This window comes from Streptomyces sp. 2A115, from assembly GCF_052245575.1.
Taxonomy (GTDB): domain Bacteria; phylum Actinomycetota; class Actinomycetes; order Streptomycetales; family Streptomycetaceae; genus Streptomyces.
Map to the genome: position 1 here is coordinate 52,718 of NZ_JBQQCG010000019.1, position 15,585 is coordinate 68,302.

The 15,585-nt window shown below is 68.7% G+C and carries 10 protein-coding genes and 1 pseudogene; 5 read left to right on the forward strand and 6 right to left on the reverse strand.

Annotated features, from left to right (window positions below):
* Positions 1 to 23: 23 nt before the first annotated feature.
* Positions 24 to 1,391 carry a tryptophanase gene (locus ACTWQR_RS18570; protein ID WP_443228204.1) on the reverse strand — a complete coding sequence of 456 codons (1,368 nt, stop codon included), beginning with the start codon at positions 1,389 to 1,391 and terminating at the stop codon, positions 24 to 26.
* A gap of 65 nt (positions 1,392 to 1,456) precedes the next feature.
* Positions 1,457 to 2,626, reverse strand: coding sequence for a tryptophan dimethylallyltransferase family protein (locus ACTWQR_RS18575; protein ID WP_443228205.1), 1,170 nt, complete (start codon positions 2,624 to 2,626; stop codon positions 1,457 to 1,459).
* 162 nt (positions 2,627 to 2,788) lie between these two features.
* Here ACTWQR_RS18575 and ACTWQR_RS18580 point away from each other — a divergent pair, with 162 nt between their 5' ends.
* The gene (locus ACTWQR_RS18580) at positions 2,789 to 5,728 is read left to right on the forward strand and encodes a BTAD domain-containing putative transcriptional regulator (RefSeq protein ID WP_443228206.1); all 2,940 of its coding nucleotides are present in this window, start codon (positions 2,789 to 2,791) and stop codon (positions 5,726 to 5,728) included.
* A gap of 678 nt (positions 5,729 to 6,406) precedes the next feature.
* On the opposite strand, the gene ACTWQR_RS18585 is transcribed toward ACTWQR_RS18580, so the two are convergent.
* A complete protein-coding gene (locus ACTWQR_RS18585) occupies positions 6,407 to 7,237 on the reverse strand; it encodes a hypothetical protein (protein ID WP_443228207.1) in 831 nt (276 codons plus the stop codon).
* Positions 7,238 to 8,732: 1,495 nt separating this feature from the next.
* Between ACTWQR_RS18585 and ACTWQR_RS18590 the strand changes: the two are divergent.
* A pseudogene (locus tag ACTWQR_RS18590) lies at positions 8,733 to 8,914 on the forward strand (helix-turn-helix domain-containing protein); the annotation flags it as partial.
* 246 nt (positions 8,915 to 9,160) lie between these two features.
* Here ACTWQR_RS18590 and ACTWQR_RS18595 read toward each other — a convergent pair.
* Positions 9,161 to 11,983 carry an AfsR/SARP family transcriptional regulator gene (locus ACTWQR_RS18595; protein ID WP_443228208.1) on the reverse strand — a complete coding sequence of 941 codons (2,823 nt, stop codon included), beginning with the start codon at positions 11,981 to 11,983 and terminating at the stop codon, positions 9,161 to 9,163.
* Between the two features lie 149 nt (positions 11,984 to 12,132).
* Between ACTWQR_RS18595 and ACTWQR_RS18600 the strand changes: the two genes are divergently transcribed.
* Positions 12,133 to 12,396 (forward strand): hypothetical protein, encoded by a 264-nt coding sequence (locus tag ACTWQR_RS18600; RefSeq protein ID WP_443228289.1) that lies wholly within the window; start codon positions 12,133 to 12,135, stop codon positions 12,394 to 12,396.
* On the opposite strand, the gene ACTWQR_RS18605 is transcribed toward ACTWQR_RS18600, so the two are convergent.
* Entirely contained in the window at positions 12,314 to 12,580 is a 267-nt protein-coding gene (locus tag ACTWQR_RS18605; RefSeq protein WP_443228209.1) for a transposase, read from the reverse strand. The two genes, ACTWQR_RS18600 and ACTWQR_RS18605, sit on opposite strands and share 83 nt — an antisense overlap.
* A 539-nt stretch (positions 12,581 to 13,119) precedes the next feature.
* On the opposite strand from ACTWQR_RS18605, the gene ACTWQR_RS18610 reads away from it, so the two are divergent.
* Positions 13,120 to 13,371 carry an Atu4866 domain-containing protein gene (locus ACTWQR_RS18610; RefSeq protein ID WP_443228285.1) on the forward strand — a complete coding sequence of 84 codons (252 nt, stop codon included), beginning with the start codon at positions 13,120 to 13,122 and terminating at the stop codon, positions 13,369 to 13,371.
* Positions 13,372 to 13,532: 161 nt separating this feature from the next.
* Here ACTWQR_RS18610 and ACTWQR_RS18615 read toward each other — a convergent pair whose 3' ends face one another.
* Positions 13,533 to 14,417, reverse strand: coding sequence for a helix-turn-helix transcriptional regulator (locus tag ACTWQR_RS18615; protein WP_443228210.1), 885 nt, complete (start codon positions 14,415 to 14,417; stop codon positions 13,533 to 13,535).
* A 185-nt stretch (positions 14,418 to 14,602) separates the two neighbouring features.
* Here ACTWQR_RS18615 and ACTWQR_RS18620 point away from each other — a divergent pair, with 185 nt between their 5' ends.
* Positions 14,603 to 15,481, forward strand: coding sequence for an SDR family NAD(P)-dependent oxidoreductase (locus ACTWQR_RS18620; protein ID WP_443228211.1), 879 nt, complete (start codon positions 14,603 to 14,605; stop codon positions 15,479 to 15,481).
* The last annotated feature ends 104 nt before the right edge of the window (positions 15,482 to 15,585 follow it).

Below are 15,585 nucleotides of genomic sequence, written 5' to 3' on the forward strand. Positions count from 1 at the left end.
AACGCACCGACCGGGTGCTGCCATCACAGCGGTAACGGTTCGAGTGCGGAGTGGAAGTGGCGGAGGACCGGGCTCTGCTGGACCAGGCGATAGCCGGGGATCCTGTTCTTGTTCTTCGCGGTCCTCGCCAGGATTTCGCCGACGTGGTTCAAGTGGCTGAGCGTGTACGTCCTGCGGGGGAGGGCCAGTCGCAGGAGTTCGAAGGGGGCTGTGGTGACCGGGTTTCCGTTCTCGTCTTCCTTGCCGAGGTAGAGGGAGCCCAGTTCGACGGAGCGGATGCCGCCCTCCAAGTACAGCTGGCAGGCGAGCGCGTGGCCGGGAAAGCGGTGCGGCGCGATGTGGGGCAGGAGGCGGCCGGCGTTGAGATAGATCGCGTGCAGGCCGGGTGGTTCGAGGATGCTGATGCCTGCGTTGCGGGACAGGCAGGCGAGGTGAAGGGCCGCCTCGGCCCGGGAGCGGAGATAGTGGGGGTCGGTCACCTCGGTCAGGCCGTGGGCGATCATGTCCAGGTCTCGGCCGGCCAGTCCGCCGTACGTGGGGAACCCCTCGGTGGCGACGAGCAGCAGCTGGCATTGTTCGGCGAGCGCGGGGTCGCGTAGGCCCAGGAACCCGCCGATGTGCACGATTCCGTCTTTCTTGGCACTCATCAGGCAGCCGTCGGCCAGACGGAAGGCTTCTTCGGCGACCTCGCGCGGGCTGGCGCCCTGGTAAGCGGGCTCATGCTGGGTGACCAGCCAGGCGTTCTCGGCGAAGCGTGCGGCGTCCAGGAAGAAGGGGACCGCGTGTTCTCGGCACAGCGCGGCGGTGCGGGAGAGGTTGTCCATGGAGACGGGCTGGCCGCCTCCGCCGTTGTTCGTCAGCGTCATGATCACCACGGCGATACGGGAGGCGTCCGGGCCGCGCAGAGCGTCCTGGAGCCGCTGCAGGTCGATGTTGCCCTTGAACGGCTCGTCGCTGTCGAGGTCCTGCGCCTCACGGCAGGGCAGGTCCACGGCTTGGCCGCCGCTCAGTTCCACATTCGCGCGGGTGGTGTCGAAGTGGGTGTTGCTGAGCGTGATTCCCTCGGGGCCGAGCAGCGTGGAGAAGAGGATGCGTTCTGCCGCCCGGCCCTGGTGGACCGGGAGGATGTGGGGATAGGAGGTCAGCTCGCGTACCGCCTCCTGGAAGCGGTAGAAGGACCGTGAACCGGCATAGGACTCGTCACCGGCCATGCCCGCGGCCCACTGCGCCGCTGAGAGAGCACCTGTCCCCGAGTCGGTGAGCAAGTCGATCGTGACCTCATCGGCGCGCAGGGCGAAGAGGTTGTAGTGCACGCGCTGCAAGGCTGTTTCCCGCTGTGCTCGCGTGGTCATCGGCAGGGGCTCGACGGCCTTGATCCTGTATGGCTCCATGAGGACTGTTCTCCTGTTGGGCGCGGGGCGAGTTCCACGCATCCGTTGGCGCGACGGCAGGTCGCTCACTGCCCGTAGGCATCGGTAAGCGGGGGCGTCGGCTCCTGGGGCGGCCGGACTTCGTAGACCTCGGGTGAGAGATAGACCGTCAGCCGAGGCGGCTGCCGGGTGCTCTGGACGAGCGAGACGTACGAGATCAGTCCCACCCCCTCACTCGGGCCGCGGTGCGTCATGGCGGCAAGTGCGCGGTCAAGAGCACCGGTGTCCATGCCGTAGCGCCGCAGGGCGGTTGCGGCGCGGTTCCGGGTCACCCGGTCGTCCCTGGCGTAGTCACGCACCGGCACGTGCAAGGTGTAACCGCTGGGACGCTCCATGTCCCACTCCGTGAAGGACAGGCAGGAGACAAGCGGTCGGCGGCCGAAGAACTCGGTGTCGCCGACTGTGTGGCAGAACTCCCCCAACCGTTGTGTGCAGCCACCTGGCAGCAGGCGGGAAACCGCCTGTGCGCCGGTCACGGTGAAGCCGTGGTGGGCGATGTAGACCTTCACCCGCCGTGTCTGCCAGTCCCCCACATCGATGGCGAAGAACAGAAACTCGTCGCTGTCGGGACCCCGGGACGCGGCATGCTCCAGCAGTGCCGGCCACGCCCGGCCGAATCCGAACCGGGTCAACGCCTCCTCGGTGACCTGTGCGGACAGCCCGCGGCCGTGGCAGAGCGGATTGACGTAGACCTTGACGCCGGGCGCCCGGTCCTTGCGTAGATCCATCGCGCACCACAAGGCGAACGGACCTTGGGCGGTGGCCGGGAAGAACAGGTCGTCCACCCGGTTCACCGGCTCGGTCGAGAAACTCCAGCGTTTGGCCAGCGCCTCGAGAGCCCGTCGGCCCACGCGTGCGCTCTCGGCGAAGGAGCGCGTGGCACACCCGGGCTCGACCACGACTCGCACGGTCGGAGCGTCTCCGGTGGGGAACGAAACGGAGAACTCGGCCGGAGAGTGGTCGTCGGAGACGAAGGACGGCGACGGTGGGCCGGCGGCCAGTGGACGCTGGGCCGAGGGGCCCAGAAGATCGAGCAGGGATCGTGTGGAACCGCCGTCGGGCGGGCTGACACCCACGGCGTCGCATACCTCCGACAGTTGGTGACTCAGGTGCTCGCCCAAGGTGACCGCGGGCCGAGACAGGTCGGCTGCGGCCTGGGACGAGGAGTTCAGCTGTGAGGGACCGGTTGAGGCCATTGCGGGCTCCAGAGACACGCGCCGTTGGGACAGGCCTCACCGTTTCAGTCGCCGCCGTCGCCCCGGTCACCTCCCAGTCGCGCGACGGTTACGCGCAGTCGCGCTCCGGTCACGTGGTGTCGTATGCTCGCGGAACCTGGGAAATGGATCACCGAGGGAGCAGTGAGCGCACGGTACGAATTCAGGATCCTGGGGCCGCTGGAAGTCCGGCGTGACGGGCACCCGGTGGTCATCGGCGCGGCCAAACTCCGGCTGCTGCTCGCCGCATTGCTGGTCGAGGCCAACCAAGTGGTCACCGTGGAAAGGCTGATGAGCCGACTATGGGGCGACCGGCCCCCAAAGGAGGCCCGCAACACGCTCCAGAACTACGTACTGCGCCTGCGCCGTGTTCTCGACTGCCCCGCAGACGGTACCCCCGTAGTCACCCACCCTCGCGGCTACGTGATCAAGGTCGACCCGGACATACTGGACCTGCACCGTTTCACCGTCCTCGCCCTCCAGGGCCGCACCGCGCTCAAGGAGGGAATGGCGGCGAGCGCGGCACAGGTGCTGTGCGAGGCACTGGCACTGTGGCGCGGCGAACCGCTCTCGGATCTCCCCGCGGACCTCCTCCACGACTTCGTACCGGCCTTGAATGAACAGCGTCTGGACGCCCTGGAGCTGAGGATCGACGCCGACCTCGTGCTGGGCCGGGCCGCCGACGTTCTGCCGGAACTGCGCGCACTCATCGGGGCCCACCCGCTGCGCGAACGCTTCTGGGCCCAGCGGATGCTGGCGCTCGCCCGCTGCGAGAGGCAGGGAGAAGCGCTGGAGTGCTACCGGGAGGTCGCCCGACTGCTGGCCGACGAACTGGGGGTCACCCCGGGGACAGAGCTCAGGAGACTGCACCAGCGGCTGCTGGCCGCCGCACCGGACCTGAGTGAAGCACTTGACAAGGAGGCGGCCGCGCGTCCTCGTGGAGCGGGGAACCTGCCGATCGAAATGACCACGTTCATCGGCCGCGAATCACAACTGGCCGAGGTGCGCGCCCTGCTGGCACCCGCCCGGGTGGTCACCCTCACCGGAGTCGGTGGCGTCGGCAAGACCCGGCTCGCGCTGCGGGCGGCGGCGGAACTGGAACCGGCGTTCGCGGACGGCGTCCGGCTCGCGGACCTCGCGCCCCTGACCGATCCCGAACTTCTCGGCCGGGCCGTCGCCGAAGCCCTCGGGCTGCGTGACCATTCCGCTCGGCCCGCCGTGGACACCATCCTGGATCATCTGCGCGACCGGCGGCTCCTGGTCGTCCTCGACAACTGCGAGCATCTGGTCGATGACGTCGCGACCCTGGTCCTGAGGATGGCACGGGCGGCCCCCGGACTGCGCGTACTGGCCACCAGCAGACAGCGACTGGGGATTCCGGGCGAACACGTCCTGACGGTGCCCTCACTCACCGTCCCCGACGCAGACTCCCCCTTGCTGATCCAGAGGGCTGACGGTGCGCTTTTTGTCGAGGATGGCACAGCGGAACACTCCGAGGCCGTCCGGCTGTTCATGGACCGTGCCGTCGCCGCTGCCCCGGCGTTCCGGATCGCCTCCCGCAACCGTGGTGCGATCGCCCAGTTGTGCCGACGGCTGGACGGGATTCCGCTCGCGATCGAACTGGCGGCGGTACGGCTGAATACGATGACGGTCGACGAGATCCTGGAACGCCTCGACGACAGGTTCCGTTTGCTGTCCGTACCGTACGGTCACCCCTCCACCCGCTACCGGCACACCCTGCGCGGTGTGGTCGACTGGAGCTACGACCTGTGCACACAGCAGGAGCAGTTGCTCTGGAGCCGTCTGTCGGTGTTCTCCGGCGGCTTCGATCTGGAGGCAGCCGAGGCGGTGTGCGGGGGAGAGGGCATCGCCCGTGAGGATGTGCTGAACCTGCTGGCCGGGCTGGTGGACAAGTCGATCGTGGCGGTGAACAGTTCGGGCGACCGCGCCCGGTACAGCCTGCTCGAAACCATCCGCCAGTACGGTCAGCAACGGCTCCGCGAACAGGACGGCGCAACAAAGCTCCGCCTCCGGCACAGCGACTGCTACCGGATGATGGCCGTGCGCGCCGGCGGCGAGTGGTGCGGACCGAGGGAAGCCGACTGGCTGATCCGGCTACGGACCGAACTTCCCAACTTCCGGACCGCGCTGGACTTCTGCACCACGCGCCGTGACTGCGTGGACGCGGGTCTCGAGATCGCCGTCAATCTCGCTCGCACCCGGTGCTGGTTCTTCAACAGTACGTTGGGCGAGGGGCGGCACTGGCTGGAGCGCCTCCTCGGCCGGAACACCGATGCGCCGCAGTCCCTGATCGCGGGCGGCCTGGCGATGAAGGCATGGATCGCACTGTGCCAGGGGGACAACCCCTCCGCTGAGGCGTTTTTGATCGAATGCCGGACCATGGCGAGCGAACTCCCCGACGGTGCGGTGGCTCCGCCGGTGACCTTCATCGAAGGCGCTCACGCCATGCTCGTCCGGGGCGACCCGTGCTCCGCCGCTCTTCTGACCGAGGCGCGGGACCAGTTCCGCGCGGCGGGCCAGTGGGGTGACGCTCATATGGCCACGATGCTCTGGGCCATGGCCGAGGCGTTCCTCGGCGACCGTGCCTCAGCCCGCGCGGCCCTCGACGCGTATGTCGTGGAGGCCGCGGAGAGCGGTGCCGAGTGGGCCCGCACCTGGGCCCAGTGGTGCACCGGACTGTTCGAGCTTCGACATGGCACGCCAGACCGTTCCCCGGCCCACCTGCGCGAAGCGCTGGGCCGGCAATGGGCCATCGGCGACAGCTGGGGCCCGGTCTGGGGTGTCGAGACGCTGGCTTGGGCCATGGCAGCCACCGGTCACCACGCAGCGTCGGCACGGCTTCTGGGCGCTGCCCATCGCCTGCGGCAGGACACAGGAGTCGCTCTCATCGGACTGCGCCCGTTCCACGACGCCCACGTCACCACCGAGCACCAGGTCCGCCAGGCCCTGGGCACTCAGGAATACGAGACGGCATGGTCCCAGGGTGTATCCGCCCAGGACGGTGTGCGGCTCGCCCTGGAGGCACCGGATCACGGAGCCCGTCGCGTCACCGACTCGCTGTAGCAGGCACTGCGAGAGACGAGACAGGCGCCGTCGACGCCGAGGCCGATGCCGAGGTCGGCATGTGACGAAGGCGGCCGTCCGTTTCTTCAGTACGTCGTCCCGCACGGCCAGAGGTGCGGCAGAGACTCTCCGCGCCACAGGTCGAGGGCCTCGTGCAGCAGGTCGAAGTGCCTGTGCCGACCGGCCCGCCGCAAGCGCCGCGTGACCGCGCCGGACGAGCCCGATGAAGCGGTGCGGGGCCAAATCCTCCGGCCGGACTGCGACCAAATGGGTGGCGGGACGGGTGACCACCAGGTCGGGGACTATAGTCCCGCATCCGGCGCCGCAGGTCGGCACGGCCGAACCGGTGGCCGATACAAAGGAAAAGGTCGTTGAGTTCTCGGTCCCAGGCCGTCTCCACATGTTCGTCGGTCATGCCGGAAAGCTGTCCGCGTCGGAGCCCGGCCAAGTCCCGACTCCACTCGTTGGAGGGGTGGTTGTGCAAGCCGTCCCTGACACACCATCAGTCAACTACACTTCGCACGACGTCTGTGAACTGGCCAGGTAGCGAAACGCTGCTGGAGTACCAGTACTCCAGATCCAGACGAAGGCTCAGCAGCAGGCCGAGCGCGAATTCGACCTGGACCAGAGGATGACCGCCGTTACAGCATGGTTCGTCACTGTTGTCCTAGGGGTGCCCTAGGCTGTGATCGCAGGTTTTCTCATCACATGATCAAGGGCTCGCGGCTGGGTTCCGGGCCTGAGTTCGATGCGGACGGTGTTGTCATCCTCGATGACGTAGGTGGGATCCGTGGACTTCTGCCATCCCAGCCGCAGCAGGTAGTACCGGTGATCACGTTCGATCAGCAACCGCAGTCCGCTGTAGCGATACCGGTAGTGCGCGCCACGTCCCAGATCCTCTACGTTCGGTCCCGGCGGAGCGATGCTCAACGGGTCGGTGCTCAGCACGACCACGGCCACGCGGCGCACCAACTGGTCGGCGTCACGGCGCGCGTCCTGACGGCCGAGCTGCCCAGCTACCAGCGCCACCACCCAGATCAGGAAGAGACCTGCGACTAAAAGGGACACGGCACGCTCCCATGACGATCTGTGTGACTCGTCGGCGGCAGCGGCGGCGCGGGTCTGGCCAAGGAGCAGCCCCGCCGCCACGAGCAAGGGCGCTGACCAGGCGAAGGGCTGGATCCAGCGCCACAGCAGCATCAGGACGACTCCCGCGGCGACGAACCCGAGGTAAGCCCGCGCTATCGCGCGTCCGAGTTCGTGGCTTCGGCGGAGGTGGCGCTCGGGGAGGTGCAGGGCGATCAACAGCCGGGGAATGGCCGGTACCAGGAGTGCCAGGGCCATCACTTCGAGAGCGGGCATGGCGGCGAGCCGCAGGCTGCGCATCACCAGCTCGAAGGTGCTGAAGCCCATGGCGAGGCTGTCCAGGTGGAAGTATCCGAAGTAGGCGTTGGTGTAGATGTAGCCCGCGTAGAGCATCAGGCCGCCCACGAACGATGTTGCTCCCACAGCTGAGTTGACGAGTTCCAGACGGCTGCCGCTGTTGGTCTGTGGGGCGGGCGGGGGTGGAGCGTGTCTGTTCGGGAGGCTGCGGAGGCGATGGGGTGCAGACCCACGGCGGAGCGCGCGGCGGCGCGAGGCCGGGCGAGCGGGGAGGCTCGGCGAAGCGGGGGGATCTGCCGGGGCCGGGCCCTGGGATGCGGATACGCCCATCCCGTCAGCTCGCCTCGGGTGACACGTTGTTCTCCGGCGTGGTGGGAGACTCCGAACAGGTCTCGCCGGGAGCTGGTGTCGGGCTGCATGAGGGCGTGGGGTCTGTCGGCGGGCTCCCGGTGACACCGGCGCCGGGCCCATCGGTTGGCTCGGTATACGTCGGCGGCGGCTCCACGGAGGGAATACCCGGGTCTCCAGCCGCCGCACCGCCGTTGTCCTGGCTGCCGACGGATTCGCTCCCGCCATCTTGGCCGCCGGTAGATCCGCCACCGTTCTCGCCGCCGGCAGATCCTCGGCCGTCGTTCTGACTGGGGACCGTCACTGCGGACGAAGTCACTCCCGGCGTCGGCACTCCGCCAGGTAAATTTCCGCCAGGTGGCCTGCCCGAAGAGCCGCACCCCGCGGCTCCGAAGCCTAGGACCACCACCATGGCAATCGCTGTAGCGGTACCGCCCCTGATCACGACAGCCGGGCACACACGCATCCGCGCCCCCCTCACAACGGACAATCCTCCACGGCGTGTAAGCACAGGATTCCATCGGATTCGGGCACTGGCCGCATCCGGGGCGAAATTACGCAAGCAGGCGCACCAACGTGCTAGAGTGCGCCGCTATTTGACGACGACAGCTCGTCCACGGAACTGGAACCGCGGGCAGAGCCATTTCGGGGATCCCCATGAGGTGGCTCGTGGCATGGGACACGAGCGACCAGGCCATGATCCTGCCGGGTGGCCTCTTCGGAGCTGACGACACCGGCGGGCAGGACCGCCTCGTGTCGATGGTCAGACTTGAGTGCGGGATCGCGTTCACGGCTGCTGAAAACGAGGACTGGCGGCCCGGCGACGGGGAAAAGGCGTGCTCCGAAGCGGAGACACCGAGGCGGTTGTTCGGCGTCTGCTCATCCTGCTCGGCGCCGCCGGGCTGTGGGCCGCCCCCAGGCTGCCTCACCTGCGGTCCCGCCTGCCCTGGGCTACACGGGGCAGTGAGGGCGACAAGGGACGCCACCTCTCCGGGGCCCCGACTTCCCGGCTCACATCAAGAGCCGGGCCAGGCGTGAGAAGGGCATCCGCCAGCGGCCGGCCAGGCACTGACAGACCGGAACAAGACCGGGCTCAGCCTGAGGAAAGCAGGCGGGGCCCGGTACGTGTAGACGGTGAGCCCTACTCGTTCTGACGAACTTCGAAGCCAACCGCTGACAGACGATCTACTCCGCAGACTGCCGCCCACGACCCGCGTGAGCACCCCGGAAGACCGTCACACCAGCCTTTTGACCTGCGACTTCAAGTAGGCGGAGGCTCAATGAGAAGGGCCTGGCCTGCCTGGAGCCCGATGGGGCGGAGGCCGTCCCCGCCGACTCGGCTTTGGCGATGAGGACTTCGTCATCGCGACGGCCACCACCTGCCCGGTCAGGCTCGGCCAGCCGTTCACCCGTTGGTCGCTGCGCAAACTCGTCGCCTACCTGCGGAAAGTCCACGACTGAGTGATCCGCAAGCGGCGAACTGCTCGCCGACGGGCGGCTGACCGCCGACCAGGTCCACCAGCTGCCCGACGCGGTGGAAGACGCCGTCACCGCCCTGTCGGCCACGCTCTTTCTTTCGTCGAGGCCTTCGCTGTGCCTGCAGACATGACCGAGCGTCACCTCCTGTTGTGGCCGGACGCGCGGCCGGCCACAGTGCCGGCGTGACGGGTGGTTTGGCGTGGACCGGGCGACCGTCCCTGGTTAGCCCTCGGTGAGCTCGGCACTCTGACGACGAAGTCGGTTCCGTATCCCCTCGGCACCGGGGTGGTCGAGGTCGTCGAGAATGCCCAGGGCACGCCGCCAGGCGTCGCGGGCCGTGTCGGTCTCGTCGGCCGCGTGGTGCGTGTCGCCGAGGCGCGTGAGGGTCTCGGCTTCGCCGAAGGGGTCGCCGAGCACCCGGTACAGCTCCAGGGCGTGGTGATAGCAGTCGGCGGCCTGGTCGCGTTGGCCGAGCTGGTGGTGGGCGTAGCCGTACGTGTCCCAGGTGGCTGCCGTGACCGTGTGGTCCGCGGTGTCCTTGAGCAGGTTCAAGGCCTGATGACAGTAGGTGAGGGCCTGCTGGTCGCCGCGGGTGGCGTGATACCAGCCGAGGCTGTTGAGGATCTTGGCCTGCCCGACCTGATGGCCGGCGGCCCGGAAGTCCTCAAGGGCCCGCAGGAGATGGTCTTCCGTGTCGTAGCGGTTCTCCAGGGAGTACGCCATGACGATCGTGGTGCGCGTGTGGCCCTGACCGACGCGGTCGCCGATACGGCCGAACAGATCGAGCGCCTGGCCGAGATGGTGGTGGGCGTCCTCGAAGCGAAGCAGCCGGATGTGCGCGAACGCGAGGCCGAGGTGGGTGTGGGCCTGCCCTGGCTGCCCGGCCTCCTCGGACAGCCGTCGCGCGGTGAGCAGCCCGGTGCGCTGGCTGGTTAGGAGGTCGTGCCAGTGGCAACGCCGTTGGAGGTAGGTGGCCATGGACCGGGCCAGCCGCCAGGCGTGCGTGTCCAGGCCGGTCTCTGCGGCCTGGCGCAGGGCGGCGAGCAGGACGGGGTGCTCGGCGGTGAACCAGGCGAGAGCCTCTGCGTGGTCGGTGATCTGCTCGGGGCTCACACCAGGGCCGGGGGGAGTGGGAGTGATGGGGGCGCGGTACGGGTCGAGCAGGTGGTCGGCGTGGTGGGCGGTGGACAGATAGTGGTCGAGCAGTCGACGCCCTGCCTGCCGCCCGGTGTCTGGGCCGAGGGCCTGTGCCTGTTCGGAGGCGTAGGCGCGCAGCAGATCATGGAAGGTGTATCGGCCGGGGGAGTGTTCGGTGATCAGGTGCGCGCGGGCCAGTTCGGCCAGCGGGGCCCGTACCCGGTGAGGGTCGAGGCCGGCGAGGCTCGCGGCTGCCGCAGCGGAGATGTCGGGGCCAGGATGCAGGCCCAGCAGCGCGAACAGCCGGGCCGCACCCGGGCCCAGGGCGCGATGGGACCAGGAGAACACCGCGCGTACGTCCGTCATCGGGTCGCCGTCGCTGGTGAACGCCGTCAGGCTGCCGTGGGCGTCGGCCAGCTCGCCGGCCAGCCGGGCCAGGGGGAGAGCGGGCCGGGTGGCGGCGCGGGCGGCGGTGAGGGCCAGGGCCAGAGGGAGCCGGGCGCACCGGGCGACGATCTCCTGAACGGCGTCCGGTTCAGCCGCCACCCGGTGCTCGCCCAGCCGGCGGGTCAGCAGGTCGTGGGCCTCGGCCGGGGAGAGAAGGTCCAGGGGCATGGGTTGGGCTCCCTCGGTGGCGACCAGACCGGTGAGCCGGTCGCGGCTGGTGATCACGGCCAGGCAGGTGGGAGAGCCGGGCAGCAGGGGGCGGACCTGGTCGGCGTCGCGGGCGTTGTCCAGCACCACCAGCACACGCCGCCGGGCCAGCAGACTGCGATACAGGCCCACCCGCGCCTGAAGGTCCACCGGGACGCGCTGCGCCGGCACGCCCAGCGCGTCGAGGAAACCCCGCACCGCCTGATCGGGTGTCACCTCCGCGCCGCCGGGAGCGAAGCCGCGCAGGTTCACATACAACTGGCCGTCCGGGAACCGGTCGGCCACCCGGTGCGCCCAGTGCACCGACAGCGCCGTCTTGCCCACCCCCGCCGGCCCCGACACAGCCGAGACCACCACCGCGGCCGGCCGCTCGGCAGCGGCGGCCAGGATCCCGTCCAGCCGGGCCAGCTCCTCCACCCGGCCGGTGAACCCCCGTGTCTCGGGCGGCAATTGCGCCGGGACGACCTGGCCGGTCCCCGCCTCGACACGTGGTGTACCGCGCGTTGCGGGCGGCGCGGCTTCGCCCCGCAGGATCTCCTGGTGCACCTGTTGCGCCACGGCACCCGGGTCCGTGCCCAACTCCTCGGCCAGCCGCTTACGCAGGACGGTGTAGCAGGCCAGGGCCTCCGGGCCACGCCCTGCGGCCCGCAGTGCCCGCATCAGTGCCACGGTGAGTGGTTCGACCAGCGGATGTTCGGCTGCCAGGGCGGTCAGCACCCCGATCACCTCGGCATGCTCGCCGGTGGGGGACTCGGCCTCGGCCCAGGCCAGCACCGCCTCGATCCGCCGCTCCCGCCAGCTGTGCCGGGTGCACTCCGCCCATCCGCCGGTCAGCCCCGCCAGCGGCTCACCGCGCCACAATCCGAGCGCCGCACGCAACATCCGGACCCGCTCTGCGTCCGTACGGCCCTCGCCGCGTGCCTGTTCGACCAGCTGCCGGAACCGGTGCACATCGACCTGGCCCGGCGGTACGTCGAGCAGATACCCGCCGGGACCGCGCCGTAGCCGCGCGGATGCGTCGGCGTTCGCCAGCAGCCGACGGATCCGGGCGATGTGCGCGTAGAGCGAGGGACGCACCTGTGCGGGCACGTCCTCCCCCCAGACCCGGTCGATCAGCGTGTCCGACGCCACCCAGCGGCCCGCGTCCGCCAGCAACACGGCCAGGACCGTGCGCTGTTTGGCCGGCCCAGGATCCACCACCGCGCCGTCCGCACCCCGTAACTCGACCGGGCCCAGCAGCAGAAATTCCGTCATGTGCTTCCCCGTTGGTCGCTCGCGTCGGTCGCTCGGCTCACCCCGCCGACCAGTGAAGCAAGGTTCTCGCAAGGTTCCTGTCCACATTCACGCCAGACCGTGAGCCAACGGCCCGCGACACCGGCGGGTTCCCGACCGGAAGGGACACGATGATTCATCTGCAACGGCTGGCGCTGCTGGCCGTGCCCGTGGTCGCCGCGATGTCGCTGGGGGTTCCCGCCAGCGCGGCGCAGAGTGACATGCACTGGCGCGCGGCCGACGAGAATGTCAGCGCCGCGAACAGGAGTCCCCTTTACCCGTCCTACGACAGGTGTATGGATCAGCGCAAGATCATGCAACGGCGCGGCTATACAGTGAGCGACGGATGCTACAACGACCTCGGCTGGGGCTGGTACTTCCTGTACAACCTGTGATCTGGCGGCCATGGTTCAACGCACCGTACAGCGAGCCGTATCCGCGCTGGTGCTCGGCGAGCAGCGACAACTCCACCGGCGTCCGCGTCGGGCCGTCCGCGCACAGCAGCGCGTCGGTCAGTTCGAAGAACGCATCCGCTCGCGCGGACAGACACCCGTAGAAGGCCGTCCGAAAGCGTGACACGCAGCGAACTCATGCCGTTCGCCGGCCCGTTGCAGCGCACTCATCCCCACGGCCTTCCTTGTGAACCCCTGGATCTCGTCGCAGAGTTCAGGATCACGAGGAAGGCCGCCCTCATACCCTGCGATCACTCCAAAGAGTGACCACTCGACCGGGCCCGAGGTTAAGGATCAAGCTCACGCCGGCGAGGACGTGTCCGGCCGACACGGAAGCTTGCTGTGAGCGAACAGGCAGGTATCGCAGGTGCAGGTCCTTCGGGACCCGCAGGGCCGTTTGAGGGGAACCGTGCCATCCGACTGGGTGGGTGTACGACTCCTGGGAGCAGCACGGCCTCTCGCTCCACGGCGCTCGCAGGTCAGTATCAGTCCATGCGTCAGAGCAGCGGCAATCCAAGGATCATCGCATCAGTTGTGAGCGTGGTCGCGGCAGTGGCCTGTCAGCAGGTGCCCGGCGAGCAGTCCGCTGCCGGGCCGGCAGCGTCGGGCCACTCGCCCGCGCGCGGTGAGATCGGAAGCTCAGGTGAATTCGGTACTTACGTCGGGATGTGGGTCACCGCAGACGGTCAGATCCGGCAGGAACTGCTCCCCAACGGTCGCTACGACGAAGCCCGGGGTGAGCGCGAAAGTGCCTACACCGGCCGTTACTGGGTGAAAGGAAAGCGCATTGAGTATGTAGACGACACGGGCTTCACCGCCGACGGAGAGTTCCAGGGCGACACCCTTCACCATGGTGGATACGTCTTCTATCGCGAGGGCAGCTCGGCGCACCGCCGGGCCACCGGCAGACACGCGTGACGTGAGGGCGATCTGGAGAGCCGCCATCCCTCCCCGGGTTCCCTGCTCCACCATCGGCGCGGTTCGCGAACCAGAGTTCGGGAACGTCGTTGACCGAGCATGAAGATCATTGCTCCCGCTTTCCGATGTGGTTCGTCCGCGGATGGGGAATCGGCGGGCCCTCAGGAGTGTGTCTCTTGGCGCCGTTCGGGGGGTGGAGCGTCGCTGGGGGTCCGGCGCTTGGGCAGCGCAGCCAGCAGAGCGAGGGCTTCGCCCGAGCGGCTGCCGGGCTCTGCGCTGAAGATGACAAGTTGCTGATCCGGTGCGTCGGGCACGAGGAACTTCTCGAAGTGCAGTTCCAGCGGTCCTACCTGCGGGTGTTCTATGTTCAGCGAGCCACGGGCAGGCGAGCGCACGTCCTGCCGGGCCCACAGACGACGGAACGCTTCGCTGCGTACCGACAGCTCTCCGACGAGTTCCGCCAGCCGGGGATTGTCGACGTCGGGGCCCGCTCGGAGGCACAGGCAGGCGACCAGGCCCGCCAGTGCGTGTTTGTCCTGTCCGTGCATCTGGGCGTGCCCGGGTTCGAGGAACATGGATCGCACCATGTTGGTGCCGGGCGCGTACACCGGTGAGAGTGCCTGCGCCAGGTCGTTGGCGGCGAGCACGTCCATCAGCCGGCCCACAACGTAGGCGGGGGTGTCGATCGCGGATTCGAGGAGCCGCAGGACGCCCGGGGGCACGCGCTCGGGGCTGCGCCGGGCGCCGCGGCGGCGGGTCTGCGCCTGTGTGGCCAGGCGGTGCAGATGGGCCCGTGCCGCCTCGTCAAGCCCGAGCGCATGGGCGATGGCGTCCAGGACCTGCGGAGAGGGGCGCCGGTCTCTGCCCTGTTCGAGGCGCAGGTAGTAGTCGGCGCTGATGCCGGCGAGCAGGGCCAGTTCTTCGCGCCGCAGACCGGGGACACGGCGCCTGCCCGCTGTCGTTGGCAGGCTGACGTCCTCGGGACGCAGCAGCTCTCGGCGGGCGCGCAGATAGTCGCCCAGGGCATTGCCTTTCCGGCTTGTCATGAGCTTGAGCCTACGGTTGCGGGGGTGGCGCCAGCCTGGTCCTGTCAGTCCCAGGATCAGCTGGACCCTGGGAAGAACGGTGGAGGCGATCCACCGTTACGCCATGTCCTTCACCGAAACTGACACGGCCGTGAGCACGCTGCAGTGCCCGGCCCTTTCTCTGCGCGACTACGGCATCAACGTCCTTGGGCGGCGGCGCAATGGCTGAGCGGCCGGCACGGAACCTGAGCGGTGCAACGGTCATCGTCACCGGCGCGAGTTCGGGGATCGGAGCTGCGGCAGCCCACCGCTTCGCCGCCCTGGGAGCGACCGTGGCGGTTGTGGGCCGCTCAGCGCCCGCAACGGCGGCGGTGGCACGGAGCGCGGGTGGGCACGCCCACCTCGCCGACTTCAGCCGGCTCGACGACGTCCGCCGTCTCGCGGCCGAACTGCTCGAACGCTACCCCCGCATCGATGTCCTGGCCAACAATGCAGGCGCGCTGTTCTCCTCGCACGGCTTGACCCCGGACGGGCACGAGCGGACCTTTCAGATTGGCCACCTGGCGCCCTTTCTGCTCACCACCTTGCTCTGGGACCACCTGAAGCAGTCACCCGACGCTCGCATCATCCAAACCGGCAGCAACGTCTACCGGGGCGGCCGGATCGATCTGGACGACCTGAACAGCACCCGCGGGCGCTACCGAATGATGCGCGTGTACAGCATGACCAAACTCGCCACGCTGCTGTTCACACAGGAGTTGGCCCGCCGCATGGAAGGCACGACGGTGACCACCACAGCCTTCCACCCAGGAATGACCGCCAGCAACGCCTTCCGGGACAACCGGCTGGCCTCCTTCCTCACCCACTCCTGGCTGAGTCCGGCGATCACTCCCGAGAAGGGCGCGGAGCCACTGCTGCACCTGGCCACCACACATGATCCGCGCAGCGTCAACGGCCGCTACTTCCATCGCTTCAAGCACGAGGAACCCCGCAACGCCCAGGCCCGTGATGCGGAACTGGCGCGCAAACTATGGGAATACTCCGCACAATTGACGCAAGCGCCGAACTGGCGCTCCACGCACTGACGGGGAACCCGGCTCGGTCGGGTGTGCACATGAGCCCCCACCCCGCAAACGGTGGGACTGTAAAACCGCATTGCAGCAGCCGCTGGACGAGTCCGGCAGCGCTC

Bases quoted from the DNA above. Each gene is read 5' to 3' on its own strand.
- ACTWQR_RS18570 (WP_443228204.1), bottom strand. From the start codon at position 1,391: ATGGAGCCATACAGGATCAAGGCCGTCGAGCCCCTGCCGATGACCACG.
- ACTWQR_RS18575 (WP_443228205.1), bottom strand. From the start codon at position 2,626: ATGGCCTCAACCGGTCCCTCACAGCTGAACTCCTCGTCCCAGGCCGCA.
- ACTWQR_RS18595 (WP_443228208.1), bottom strand. From the start codon at position 11,983: ATGACGGAATTTCTGCTGCTGGGCCCGGTCGAGTTACGGGGTGCGGAC.
- ACTWQR_RS18600 (WP_443228289.1), top strand. From the start codon at position 12,133: ATGATTCATCTGCAACGGCTGGCGCTGCTGGCCGTGCCCGTGGTCGCC.
- ACTWQR_RS18610 (WP_443228285.1), top strand. From the start codon at position 13,120: ATGTGGGTCACCGCAGACGGTCAGATCCGGCAGGAACTGCTCCCCAAC.
- ACTWQR_RS18615 (WP_443228210.1), bottom strand. From the start codon at position 14,417: ATGACAAGCCGGAAAGGCAATGCCCTGGGCGACTATCTGCGCGCCCGC.